The sequence below is a fragment of the Streptomyces sp. NPDC003038 genome, from assembly GCF_040611115.1.
Lineage (GTDB): Bacteria > Actinomycetota > Actinomycetes > Streptomycetales > Streptomycetaceae > Streptomyces.
Genome location: NZ_JBEXNN010000019.1, coordinates 1 through 12,386, shown reverse-complemented (window position 1 = coordinate 12,386; position 12,386 = coordinate 1). Strand labels below are relative to the sequence as shown.

The window sequence follows — 12,386 nt, the reverse complement described above, 5'->3', positions numbered from 1 at the left end:
ACGGCTCAGTGTGAGCAACGGCGGGTCCCGGGCGGCTCACTGGCTCCAGTACCGCGCGAGCGCTCCCTCGCGGTACGGTGCCGGGCCCACGCTGAGTTCACCGGCGAACGGGCGGTCGAGGACGAAGACCAGGAGCAGGCTGAAACCGACGAGGGCCGCGACCGAGGCGACGAACAGCAGCTGAATGTGCAGCCTGCGCATGCCGTACAGGAAGGTGAGCGGGATCAGGACGAACGCACCGCCGAACGCCAAGACCTGGAGCAGCGGGGGCAATTGCTGCTCGGCCATGGTCAGGCGGGCCCGGCGCTGGGCAGCGACGTCGTTGAGGTGATTGACGGCCGCCTCGTAGAAGACCTCTTCGCGGGCGGTCTTCGGCTCGTACGCCTGAAGCACGTCGAAAACGGACTGGAGCTTGCCGGCGGTGGCCTCGTAGCTCGGCTGTCCCGCACGCATCAGCGGCCACTGGTCCTCCACGACCGCGTGGACGTAGCCGCTGAGCGCGCCATCGAGACGGGCACGGACCGGGGGCGGGAAGGCGGCGGCATCGCGGGCGATGAGCGCGATGTCGGTGGCCTCGGTGGCGACGACCGTCTGCGTGCTCTCCAGCTGCGTCCAGAGGGTGACGATGACGAACGCGAGGATGATCCCGTAGATCGCGCCGAACATCCCCAGCGTCACCCCGACCATGTCGTTGTGCTCGCCGTCGGCCAGCGACGGGTACCTGCGGCGGGCGAGCACACTGCCGGCGACGGCCAGGACGACGATCCCGCCGACGGTGACCACGGTCAGGGTGAGGGTGCTGAAGTGATTGAGCAGCCAGAGCGACATGTGCGTGGAGTCTAGGGATACGAAGCGCGTCGAAGCGCGTCCCTCACCCACGGCTCCCGTCCGACCGCCCCGGAAGTCCACACCATCGGGTGAGTGGTGATCCACTCCTCCACAGGGGGGAAAGCGGACGGGCGGGGCCGGGACCTCGGCTTCTCCATCACGGTCACCTGCCGGGACGGAACGGCCGACAGGGTTGGCAGGGCGTTGGCAGGATGGGGAACCGTCATCGGAGTTGGCGGCGGACCAGTTCGTGGAACAGGCCCGCCGTGTCCGCGAGCAGTTCGGCGGGTGGGCCCTGCTGGACGATCCGGCCTTCCGACATGGCGATCACCCGGTCGGCGTCCATGATCGTTGAGAGCCGGTGGGCGATCACGATGCGGGTGGCGCGCAGGGTGCGGGTGGATTCGATGACCACGCGCTGGGCTTCGTTGTCCAGCGCGCTGGTGGCCTCGTCGAAGAACAGGATGCGCGGCTTGCGGATGAGGGCCTGGGCGATCATCAGCCGCTGGCGCTGGCCGCCCGAGACGGTGCCGCCGCCGTCGGACAGCATGGTGTGCATGCCCATGGGCATGGCCTTGATGTCCTCGGCGAGGCCCGCCATCGCGGCGGCTTCCCACGCCTCCTCGACGGAGAACGTCTCGGCGCCGCAGATGCAGTCGAGGATCGAGCCGGTGAAGGGCTGGGCGTTCTGCAGGACGACACCGCACTGGCGGCGCACGGCCGCCTGGTCGAGCGCCGCCAGGTCCTGGCCGTCGTACAGCACGCTGCCGGAGACGGGTCGGTCGAAGCCGATGAGCAGCCTCAGCAGAGTCGATTTGCCGCAGCCGCTGGCCCCGACGATCGCCACGAACTCCCCCGGCCGGACCTGGACGTTGATGTCGTCGAGCACCAGGGGGCCGTCGTCGGTGTAGCGGTAGGACAGCTGCCGGGCCTCGATGGCGCCGCTCAGCACGCCCGGTGGAGTACTGGAGCCGCGCACCTCGGGGGTCTCCCGCAGGATCGGCTTGACCTGCTCGAACATCGGCAGCACGGCGGCGGCCGAGATGAGGGCGCCGGTCAGCTGCGTCACCGAGGCGAGCAGCATCGTCATGGCGGTGCTGAAGGTGAGGAACTCGCTGGCGGACATGGTGCCGCGGGCCGGTCCGGCCAGCAGCATGAACATCACCAGTGTGCAGAGCGGCAGGTAGACCGCGTTGAGGACGGTGATGACGTTCTGGACGCGGCCGATGCGCTGCTGCAGCTCACGGGTACGGGCGAACTCCCGTGCCCAGGCGGCGTACGCGAAGCTCTCGGCCGCGGCGACGCGCAGCTTGGGCAGTCCGCGCAGGGTCTGGAAGGCCTGGTTGTTGAGCTTGTTGCCGAGCTTGATCAGCCGGCGCTGGAAGCGCAGCTGCCACAAGCCCAGTCCCAGGAAGACCGCCGCGATGACGAGCAGCATGGCGATCGCCGCCATCGCCAGGGGGACGCTGAAGACGAGCAGCAGCACGAGGTTCATCGTGCCGACGGCGCTCGCCTGTACGGAGACCGAGCCGATTCCCGACAGCACGCGGCGGATGGAGCTGATGCTCATGGCCGCACCGGCCAGTTCGCCGGTGGAACGGTCCGCGAAGAACTTCGTCGGCAGTCGCAGCAGCCGGTCCCACACCGCCGGCTGCAGGGTGGCCTCGATGCGGCCCTCCATGCGCAGGATGGAGGTGTTCTGCAGCAGCATGAAGGCGGCCGAGACGACGCCGGCCGCGATGAGGGCCAGGGCGGTCTGCACGATGAGGCCGTTCTCGGCCTGGGGTACGTACTGGCCGAGCACCTTGCCGGTGGCGATGGGCACGAGCGCGCCCAGGACCACCGCGACCAGCCCGCCGAGGATGAGGCTGCGCAGCTCCGGGCGGGTGCCGCGCACGCTGAAGCGCAGCAGCGCCGGCAGGCCCACCGGCCCGTCGGGCAGCGGGCGGTAGAGCATCACGGCGCGCGGTTCCAAGGCGGCCACACCGCCCCCACCGCCCTTGCCGAGGCGCTCGCGCGTGCCGGTGGCGGGGTCGACCGCCTCGTAGCGGCCGCGCCGCCACAGCAGGGCGACCGGCGTCCCGTCCTCCTCCCGGCGGCCCACCAGGGGCCCGCTGTTCTCCCGCCACCAGCGCCCGCTGAGTCGGACGACGCGGGTGCGGATCCGCGAGGCCAGCGCGATGCGTTCCACGGGGTCCATGCGCTCGGAGGTGGGGCCCGCCCCGGCCGGTTCGGACAGGGTGATGCGGGCTTCCTCGGCGACCAGGCGGCACACGGCGTAGGTCGCGTCGACGCTCGCGGAGCGGTGGGGACCCCTGCCGGAGCGGCCGATGGAGGCCAGCAGCGCCTGGTCCGCCTGGGTACGGGCTGCCTGGCCGGCCTCGATGCCGGCCGCCGTACGGTCCTCGTGGGCCCGTTCGAGCTGCTCGATCCAGCGGTCCAGTGCGTACAGCAGCCGGGACTGCTGGTCGACCATGCCCTGCCACATCGCCGCGTCGACGAGGAGGGTCCCGGCCGCCTCCGCCTCGTACGCGGCGCCGTACCGCACGCTGCCGGGGGTGATCTGCATCCACAGGATGTCGTCGTCGGCGCCGCCCGGTCCGGTGGTGGCGCGGCCGTCCAGCGGGGCCTGGTAGAGCACGCGCAGGCCGCGGCCGACGCCGCGCGCGAAGGCGTCCTCCAGGGGGCTGGGCCGTCCGCCGGCGTGGCCGTACTCGTCGTGGTCGGCGTACCACTGTCCGGCGTAGCCGCCGTCCCACTGCCCGGGGCCCGCTGGGGCGCCGTACTCCGGGCGGTACAGCTCGCGCAGCTCGATGCGGCGCAGCAGGCACCCTTGCAGGGGCCGGCCGACCAGAGTGTGCTCGTGGCCCTCGGCGGGGCCCAGCAGCAGCGTGCCCGCCTCCAGCCGGCCCAGGAAGTGCCAGTGCCCGACCTGCGCGGCGTCGACGGCGAAGAGGTCCAGTTCGCCGTGGACGACGAGCCACAGCACGAGCGGGCCCTCCAGGGACAGGCTGCGCAGGCCCGTGCAGTCGACCGGCGAGCCCAGTCCGCCCAGGGCCGAGACGACCGGGTCGGGGTCCTGGCCCGGGGCGGTGCCCGCCTGTGCGGGGGTGACCGTGACGTGGTGCGCGGACGTCACCTCAGTGCTCCTTGACCAGTTCGGCGTACGGGCCCTGCGCGGCGACCAGGTACTCGTGCCGCCCGCGTTCCACGACCGTGCCCCGGTCGAGCACGACGATCTCGTCACTGTCACGCACCGTGCTCAGCCGGTGGGCGATGACGACACAAGCACAGCCGCGGCGGCGCAGGTTGTCGATGATGACCTGCTCGGTCACCGCGTCCAGAGCGCTGGTCACCTCGTCGAGGACCATGATGCTGGGGCGGCGGACCAGCGCCCGGGCGATCTCCAGGCGCTGGCGCTGGCCGCCGGAGAAGTTGCGGCCGTCCTGCTCGACGCGGCTGTGGATGCCGCCGGGGCGGCGGGCGACCACGTCGTGGACGGCGGCGTCTTCGAGGGCTGCGATGACGGCCTCGTCCGGGATGGAGGGGTCCCACAGGGTGACGTTGTCACGGACGGTGCCCTCGAAGAGGAAGACGTCCTGGTCGACGAAGGAGACCGAGGCGGCCAGCGCGCCGCGCGGGATGTCCTCCAGCCGCATTCCGTCGATGCGGATGGCTCCCTCCCAGGGGGCGTAGAGGCCGGATATCAGCCGGGAGACGGTGGACTTGCCGCTGCCGGAGCCGCCGACCAGCGCGACCTGCTGCCCGGGCCCGACCGAGAGCGAGAAGTCCTTGAGCAACGGGGCGTCCAAGGGGCTGTAGCCGAAGGTGATGTGGTCCAGCTCCACATGGCCCTTGAGACGGCGGGTGCTGACGGCGGGCTCGCGCCGTGAGTAGATCGGGTCGACGGGGAAGTTCTCGACGTCCTTGAGGCGGGCGACGTCGGCCGCGAAGTCCTGGATCCGTCCGGCGACCCCGTTGAGGCGCGTGATCGGCGCGGTGAAGCTGGTCACCAGGGCCTGGAAGGCGACGAGCAGTCCGACGGAGAGATGCCCCTCCACCGCCCGCAGGCCACCGATCATCAGGATCAGCGCGCTGTTGAGCGCGGCCAGGGTGGGCGCGACGATCGCCAGCCAGGCGCTGGGCACGCCGAGCCGCTGCTGCACGTCGAGGGTGGTCGCGTGCTGTCCGGCCCACCGGCGGAAGAATCCGTTCTCCCCGCCGGTGGCCTTCATCGTCTCGATGAGCTGGAGACCGCTGTACGAGGTGTTGGTCAGCCGGGCGCTCTCGGCGCGCAGCTTCTGGGTGCCGGTGGCCCTCAGGTGGATCACGATCCGCATGGCCACGACGTTGAGCAGCGCGATCATCACGCCGACGAGGGTGAGCTGCGGGTCGTACGTCCACAACAGCACCGCGTAGAGCACGACCACCACGGCGTCCACGCCCGCGGCTGCCAGGTCCCGGGCGAGGGTCTCGGCGACCGCGTCGTTGGACTGCAGGCGCTGGACCAGGTCGGCCGGGCTGCGCTGGGAGAAGAAGGTGACCGGAAGCCTCAGCAGGTGCCGCAGGAAGCGGGCGCTGCCCAGCGTGGAGGAGATGATCCGGCCGCGCAGCAGATTGGCCTGCTGCAGCGCGGTGAGGGTCGCGGACAGTACCAGGGTGGCCGCCATCGACGCGAACAGCACGCCCAGCAGGGACGTCTGGTCTCCGATGAGGAACATGTCGATGTAGGTGCGGCTCAGGGCGGGCGCCGACGCGCCGACGGCCACCAGCAGGAGGCTGGAGATCACGGCGGCGGCCATGGTGCCCGAAGTGCCGCGCAGGCGGGCCGGCATGGCGCCCAGGACGCCGGGCTTGCGGCCGCTGCGGCGAAAGCCCTCGTCGGGCTCGAAGGTGAGTACGACACCGGTGAAGCTGGTGTCGAACTCGTCCATGGGGACGAACCGGCGGCCCTTGCCGGGGTCGTTGACGTACACGCCCTTGCGGCCGAAGCGGCGGCCCATGCCGTCGTAGACGACGTAGTGGTTGAACTCCCAGAAGAGGACGGCCGGGGCCTTCACCCCGGCGAGCGCGGCCAGGTCCATCTGCATGCCCTTGGCCTTGAGGCGGTAACTGCGCGCGGCCTTCAGGAGATTGCTGGCACGAGAGCCGTCGCGGGAGACGCCGCAGGCGATGCGCAGCTCCTCCAGGGGCACGAAGCGGCCGTAGTGGCCGAGCACCATGGCCAGGGCGGCGGCGCCGCACTCCACCGCCTCCATCTGCAGCACGGTGGGGGTGCGTACGGCCCGGGGCGCCTTGACCCCGGGGGCGGGCGCGGGCCTGCGGCGGGCGCCGCTCCCGGGCTCGGGGCGGTGGCGCCGGCGTCCGGCGGGAGGGAGCCGGGGCGCCGACGGCCCGGACCGGTCCCGGGGGGTTGTCTGCGGCGCGGTCACGGCAGCAGCCAGTCGGCGGGGCGCCGCGCGGCGAGGTGGACGGCGCCGGTGACCGGTGTCGTGGAGTCGACGGCGTACGGGGGCCCGTCCGCGGAGGACCACTTGTAGCCGGACTCGGTGGTCGAGGAGCGCTCCAGCTGCACGAGCACCGCGACCGGCTTGCCCTGCCGGGAGAACTGTTCGGCGAGCCCGTTGTCGCCGAGGAAGCCGCTGATCTGCGCTTCGGTCTGGGGCACACGGCCGACCGCCTTGACGCGGCCGCGCAGCACGCCGAACCGGTGCCGGGGGACCGACTGGACGCTCAGGTCGACCGGAGCGCCCACGGCGATCGCGCCGCCGCTGCCGCCCGGCACGTACAGCACGGCCACGAGGGGGTCGTCCGGGTTCTGTACACGTTCCACGGTCGCCACGTCGGCGCCCGTCGTGACGACCGAGCCCACCTTGGCGACCAGGGTCGTCAACCGGCCGCCGGCCACCGCGCGTACGGGCCGGTCACCTTGGTCCGTACGGACGTTGAGCAGGGGCGCGCCCGGGGACAGGAGCTGGCCCTCCTCGGCGAGGACGCCGGTCACCTGTCCCGCGACCGGACTCTGCAGCACGTAACTGCCCTCGGCGTGGGTGAGGACGCCGGGTGCGCTCAGCTTGGAGGAGACGGTGCCGGTGAGGGCCCAGAAGCTCGCCGCGGCCATGACGACGACCGTGACGGCCAGCACGAGCCGCCCCTGCGGGCGTGCGAAGCGTACGGGCAGATCGAGTTCCTCGGGCGATTGCAGCTTGGAAAGAGCCTTTTGACGAAACTGCACGGACTATTCCTTCAACTGCATCGACTGCGTCAACTGCGCCAACTGCATTCGTATCGGTCAGGCGGGTGGAAAACCATGAACCCCGGAACCGAGGAAGCTCCGGGATTCATGGGGACAACCACTCAGAGACCGGCGCGACCGGTAACGGCGGCGGTGTTCACCGAAACGCCGGTGATGCCCGAGACCAGGCCCGGGGCGTGGCCGACGAGACCGTGCGCGGCCTGGGCGGTGTCGAGGGAGCCGACGACGCCCACGATGCTGCTGACGTCACTGGTCGCAGCGCCGGCCAGGCCACCGGAGACGCTGACGATGCCACCGGAAACGGCGTCCAGCTCGGCGTCGGCGATCTCGCGGGTCTCGATGTCGTTACGCATGACGCGCACCTTTCATTTGTCGGAAGGTTTCCATTCCTGCGGCGGCCCGACGGCCCGAAACTCGGCCGCCATTCTTTGCCTGCCGCAGTGCGCAAGATGAAAGCACGCGAACGGGCTACCGGACCAATCCTGTTGACGACCCCTCACGTCCGGATGGACGCCTCGGACGACCGGCGTGCAGCTTCATTCACAGAATGACGACAAGTTCTTCGCAGGATCGAGTAACAGATACGAGCCGCCCCGCACGCTCACGGAACTTATGCGGACAAACCCTCACCAAGCACAGGGGACATATCCCGCATCCCGTGAAACGGTGAAGGGCGGCCGCCCTGGTCACACCCACCATGTGCAGGTTTTTTGAAGGCGGCATGTGGTGACGGGACCATCGCACCTGGTGCTGCGGTCCGAGGTCTCCTCGTCCGCATCCTCACCATGGGCCGAGCGGTGCCATCCGGGCCCGTGGCGGCGGTCCGGGGAGAAACAGCCGGCCCGCGCGTCGGCCATTCGCGCACCAGTACGCATCGGGCGCCTCGCCGTTCCTCCGGTCCGATGAACCCTGCCGAAAGTGCCAACTCCGCGATTTCGCCGCCGTTATGCTCCCGCCCACCGGTCATAAGATCCCCCTCTTTCGATGGCTCGAGGAACTTGATGGCGCAAGAAAACTTTCCACCCGAAGCCTCCCGCCCGGAGGCGGGGATAAGCGGGCTGCTGCCCGCGATCGCGGCGGTCGCCGCTGTCTGCCTGGTCGGAGCGCTCGCCTCCACGCCGGAGCCGGCCCGCACCGTCTGCGTCGCCCTCGGGGCGATCTGCACCGCCGCGGCCGTCACCGAAGCGCTGCGGCGCGGACGGGCGGTGGCAGCGCAGCGCGCCCACGTCGCGTACCTCCACTACGCCTTGTCCCGGCAGGAAGCCGAGACCGTGCACCTCTCCGAGGTGGTGCTGACCGATGCCATCGAGCGGCTGCGCAAGGGCGAGCCCCCCGAAGAAATCCTGAACTCTCTGGGAGGGCGCCGCGGACACGGCAACCGGTGGGGCAACGACGCCGGTCTGACACCGCAGTTCAGGTCCGCTCTGCAGACCGTGCTGGCCCGGGTCGTGGACGCGGTCGAGGCCGAGGAGAACCTGCGTGACTCGGCCCAGCGGGCCTTCGTGAACATTTCCCGCCGCGTGCAGGCGATCGTCCATCAGCAGGCGCGGGAAATGCGCGAGATGGAGGACCGCCACGGCGGGGATCCGGACGTGTTCGGCGACCTGCTGCGCCTGGACCACGGCACCGCCCTGGTCGGGCGGCTGGCCGACTCCATCGCCGTACTGGGCGGGGCCCGCCCCGGCCGCCAGTGGAGCCGGGCCGTCACGCTGTACAGCGTCCTGCGCGGCGCGATGTCGAGGATCATCGACTACCAGCGGGTGGAACTCCACTCGGTCTCCGAGGTCGCCGTCGTCGGCCCCGTGGTGGAACCGCTGATCCACGCACTGGCCGAGCTGCTGGACAACGCCACCCGCTACTCGCCGCCGCACACCCGGGTCCACCTGACGGCCGTCGAGGTGCAGTCGGGGATCGCCGTGGAGATCGAGGACGGCGGGGTGAACATGAGCGAGGAAGGCCGCAAGCGGGCCGAGCAGATGCTCGCCCAGGCGCAGAGCGGCATCGACCTCAACGACCTGGGCGAGACGCCGCGCCTCGGTCTCGCGGTGGTCGGCCGTCTGGCGCAGTCGTACGGGTTCCAGGTCTCCCTGCGCTCCTCCGCGTACGGCGGCGTCCGAGCGGTGGTCATCGTCCCCCAGAACCTGATCACCACCGCCTCGGCCGCGACCGGCCTCGCCCACGGCATCGGGACCTCCTCGGGTCCCCGGGCCGTGGCCCCCGCGCCCCGTGAGCACCCCGTCGACCACTTGTCGGTGCCCGGGTCCCGGACCGCCGTCGCGGACGAAGGCGTGCGGGTCACCGAACGCACCGCCACCGGTCTGCCGCAGCGACGCCGGAAGGACCGTGCCACCCTCCCCGACGCCCCGCCCGCCGCCGCGCCGCGGACCGCGGCGGACGCGGCCCCCGGCATGTGGCTGGAGGCCTTCCACAGCGGCTTGTCCGGCACATCCGGCCAGGACGGCGAGGACGCGTCGGGCTCAGCGACCAAAGGGACGTAAGCAGTGATGACACAGCGAAGCAGTATGGACTGGATGCTCAAGGACCTGGCCGCCGGAGTGCCGCAGACGCGGCACGTGATCGTACTGTCGGCGGACGGTCTGTGCGTGGCGCAGTACGGAGCCGAGACGGACACGGCCGACCGTCTGGCGGCGGCCTGTGCGGGCCTGCAGAGCCTGGCCGGTGCGGTGGCCGCGGAACTGCCCCACTCCAAGGGCCGGATGCGCCTGGTCGTCATCGAGATGGACGGCGGGTTCTTCTACCTCATGGCCGCGGGCGACGGCTCCTACCTGGCGGTCCTGGCCGACGAAGGCGTCGACGCGGGTCTGATGGGAGCGCAGATGCGCAACCTGGTGACCCGGATGGGAGATCACCTGAGCAGCCCGCCCCGACATGACGGGCAGCCCGCGTGAGTGAGCCGCCCACAAGCTGGGACGAGGGCAGCCCCGAGCGGCTCTACGTCATCACCGGCGGACGCAGCGGACCGTCCACCACCACCCGCCTCGATCTCGTGACCCTGGTCGTGGCCAAGGCGGCCCCCCGGCCCGAGATGCAGCCCGAGCACGCCGCGATCCTGCGGATGTGCCAGGCACCGCTGTCGGTGGCGGAGATCGCCGCGTACGCCGGTCTGCCCGTGAGCGCGGTCACCGTGCTGGTCGGAGACCTGCTGGCCGCGAAACGCGTGACCGTGCGCCCGCCCGTCCCCGCCGCCCAACTTCCCGACCTTGCTCTGATCGAGGCAGTGATCAATGGATTACAGAAGCTCTGACCCGCCCGCCGGGCCGCGGAGCGTGGACGTACTCCCCCAGTCGGCTGCGGCCGCCGTCAAGGTCGTCATCGTCGGCGGTTTCGGCGTCGGCAAGACGACGATGGTCGGCGCGGTCAGCGAGATCAGGCCGCTGACGACCGAGGAGACCATGACCAAGGCGGGCGTCGGCGTCGACGACACCCGCGGCGTGGCGCGCAAGACCACCACGACCGTGGCCATGGACTTCGGCCGCATCAGCATCAACGACGAACTCGTGCTCTACCTCTTCGGAACGCCCGGCCAGGAGCGCTTCTGGTTCCTGTGGCGCGGTCTCTTCGAGGGGGCGCTCGGCGCGGTCGTACTCCTCGACACCCGCAGGCTCGAAATCAGCTTCGATGTCATCGGGCGGCTCGAAGAGCGGGGCGTGCCCTTCGTCGTGGCCGTCAACTCCTTCCCCGACGCTCCCGAGCATCCGCTCGAAGAGCTGCGCCAAGCCCTCGACCTGCCCCCTGCGGTCCCGATCCTGGTCTGCGACGCCAGGAGACGGGACTCGTCCCGCGACGTCCTGCTGACCCTCATGCGCTACCTGCACTCCCAGGCAGCAACCCCGGAGGCAATGTGAGCACCAACCCCACCCCGCCGCCCGAGTGCCCGGCCCACGCCGCGGGAGCCCCGGGCGGCCTGCACCGGCTCCACGGACCGGAGGCGGAGGCCGACCCGATGGGCCTGTACGAGAAGTTGCGAGCCGAACACGGCCCGGTGGCCCCCGTCCTGGTCAGCGGGGATCTCCCGGCCTGGCTGGTCCTCGGCCACCGGGAGAACCTGGACGTGGCGCGCACCCCGTCGCGGTTCGCCCGCGACCCGCGGGGCTGGCGCGATCTGAAGGAGGGCCGGGTACCCGCCGACACTCCACTGGGCCCCATGGTCTCCTGGGTGCCGGTGTGCAACTTCACCGACGGTCCCGTCCAAGAGCGGCTGCGCGGAGCCGTGGTGGAATCCCTGCAGCGCTTCGACAAGCGCGGCATCCGCCGCTACGTGACCCGCTTCGCCAACCAGCTCGTCGACCGGATCGCCGGCGACGGACACGCCGACCTGGTCTCCGCGTTCTCCGATCAGCTCCCCATGCTGGTGATGACCCAGATCGTCGGAGCGCCCGACGAGCACGGACCCCGGCTGGTCAACGCGGCCCGCGACATGCTGCAGGGAACCGAGACGGCCCTGGAGAGCGACCGCTATGTCACGGCCACGCTGGAGCAGCTGGTCAGGGAGCGGAAGTCCGAGCCCGCCCGCGACCTCGCCTCCTGGCTGCTGGAGCACCCCGCGGACCTGAGCGACACCGAGGTGCTCATGCACCTGCGTGTCGTCTTGATCGCGGCGTACGAGACCACCGCGAATCTGATCGCCAACACCCTGCGGACCGTACTGACCGACCAGCGCTTCCGCGCCAGCCTCTCCGGCGGCCACATGACCCTGCCCGACGCACTCGAACAGGTCCTGTGGGACGACCCGCCGATCAACACGATCATCGGGCGCTGGGCCACCGGGGACACCGTGCTCGGCGGCCAGCAGGTCAAGGCCGGCGACATGCTCCTGCTGGGCCTGGCCGCGGCCAACGCCGACCCGCAGATCCGGCCCGACTCCTCCGTCTCCGTCCACGGCAACCGCTCGCACCTGGCGTTCAGCAGCGGACCGCACGAGTGCCCGGGCCAGGACATCGGGCGCGCCATCGCGGACACCGGTATCGAAGTGCTGCTCGACCGCCTGCCCGACCTCCAGCTCGCCGTCGACGAGAGCGAGCTGCGGTGGCGCGGCACCCTCATGTCGCGCCATCTGCTGTCACTGCCGGTACGGTTCGCCCCGCGCGCCGTGCAGGAGGCGTACCCGCATCCGGAACAGCCCTCCGGCCACCCCGGGCACGCGCTGATCCCGCCGCAGCCGTCGACCCGCCCGGCGGCGGCCGGTCCCGGCCCCGCACCGGCCGTCGAGCGGCGCGGCCGCTTGGGACGCCCATCAGCAGCGCCAGTACACGGCCGAGCTCGAAGAGGAACGCCGCAAGGC

The 12,386-nt window shown here is 71.1% G+C and carries 10 protein-coding genes; 5 read left to right on the top strand and 5 right to left on the bottom strand.

The genetic code is table 11. The annotated features are described in order from the left end of the window. Positions 1-36: 36 nt before the first annotated feature. From ABZX75_RS22700 to ABZX75_RS22680, 5 genes are all read right to left on the bottom strand, one after another. Positions 37-828 carry a DUF4239 domain-containing protein gene (locus ABZX75_RS22700; RefSeq protein ID WP_355413296.1) on the bottom strand — a complete coding sequence of 264 codons (792 nt, stop codon included), beginning with the start codon at positions 826-828 and terminating at the stop codon, positions 37-39. Positions 829-1,051: 223 nt separating this feature from the next. Continuing rightward, positions 1,052-3,883, bottom strand: coding sequence for an NHLP bacteriocin export ABC transporter permease/ATPase subunit (locus tag ABZX75_RS22695; RefSeq protein WP_355413483.1), 2,832 nt, complete (start codon positions 3,881-3,883; stop codon positions 1,052-1,054). Between the two features lie 85 nt (positions 3,884-3,968). After that, positions 3,969-6,260: an NHLP family bacteriocin export ABC transporter peptidase/permease/ATPase subunit gene (locus ABZX75_RS22690; RefSeq protein WP_355413294.1), complete on the bottom strand. Its 2,292-nt coding sequence runs from the start codon at positions 6,258-6,260 to the stop codon at positions 3,969-3,971. Beyond that, positions 6,257-7,063: an HlyD family efflux transporter periplasmic adaptor subunit gene (locus ABZX75_RS22685; RefSeq protein WP_355413292.1), complete on the bottom strand. Its 807-nt coding sequence runs from the start codon at positions 7,061-7,063 to the stop codon at positions 6,257-6,259. Before ABZX75_RS22685 ends, ABZX75_RS22690 begins: the two co-directional genes overlap by 4 nt. A 122-nt stretch (positions 7,064-7,185) precedes the next feature. Then, the gene (locus ABZX75_RS22680) at positions 7,186-7,437 is read right to left on the bottom strand and encodes a hypothetical protein (protein ID WP_355413290.1); all 252 of its coding nucleotides are present in this window, start codon (positions 7,435-7,437) and stop codon (positions 7,186-7,188) included. Positions 7,438-8,085: 648 nt separating this feature from the next. Between ABZX75_RS22680 and ABZX75_RS22675 the strand changes: the two genes are divergently transcribed. The 5 genes from ABZX75_RS22675 to ABZX75_RS22655 all read left to right on the top strand — a co-directional run. Continuing rightward, positions 8,086-9,582 carry an ATP-binding protein gene (locus tag ABZX75_RS22675; RefSeq protein WP_355413288.1) on the top strand — a complete coding sequence of 499 codons (1,497 nt, stop codon included), beginning with the start codon at positions 8,086-8,088 and terminating at the stop codon, positions 9,580-9,582. A gap of 6 nt (positions 9,583-9,588) precedes the next feature. After that, positions 9,589-9,993, top strand: a complete 405-nt coding sequence (locus tag ABZX75_RS22670) for a roadblock/LC7 domain-containing protein (RefSeq protein WP_355413286.1) — start codon at positions 9,589-9,591, stop codon at positions 9,991-9,993. Continuing rightward, positions 9,990-10,349 (top strand): DUF742 domain-containing protein, encoded by a 360-nt coding sequence (locus tag ABZX75_RS22665; RefSeq protein WP_355413284.1) that lies wholly within the window; start codon positions 9,990-9,992, stop codon positions 10,347-10,349. Before ABZX75_RS22670 ends, ABZX75_RS22665 begins: the two co-directional genes overlap by 4 nt. Beyond that, on the top strand, positions 10,330-10,950 hold the full coding sequence (locus tag ABZX75_RS22660) for an ATP/GTP-binding protein (RefSeq protein ID WP_355413282.1): 621 nt from the start codon (positions 10,330-10,332) through the stop codon (positions 10,948-10,950). Before ABZX75_RS22665 ends, ABZX75_RS22660 begins: the two co-directional genes overlap by 20 nt. Continuing rightward, on the top strand, positions 10,947-12,386 hold a 1,440-nt coding region (locus ABZX75_RS22655; protein WP_355413280.1), incomplete at its 3' end, for a cytochrome P450. The genes ABZX75_RS22660 and ABZX75_RS22655, both read left to right, overlap by 4 nt.

Excerpts from the sequence above, each read along its gene's own strand:
- ABZX75_RS22700 (WP_355413296.1), bottom strand. The coding sequence starts at position 828 with ATGTCGCTCTGGCTGCTCAATCACTTCAGCACCCTCACCCTGACCGTG.
- ABZX75_RS22680 (WP_355413290.1), bottom strand. The coding sequence starts at position 7,437 with ATGCGTAACGACATCGAGACCCGCGAGATCGCCGACGCCGAGCTGGAC.
- ABZX75_RS22675 (WP_355413288.1), top strand. The coding sequence starts at position 8,086 with ATGGCGCAAGAAAACTTTCCACCCGAAGCCTCCCGCCCGGAGGCGGGG.
- ABZX75_RS22670 (WP_355413286.1), top strand. The coding sequence starts at position 9,589 with ATGACACAGCGAAGCAGTATGGACTGGATGCTCAAGGACCTGGCCGCC.
- ABZX75_RS22660 (WP_355413282.1), top strand. The coding sequence starts at position 10,330 with ATGGATTACAGAAGCTCTGACCCGCCCGCCGGGCCGCGGAGCGTGGAC.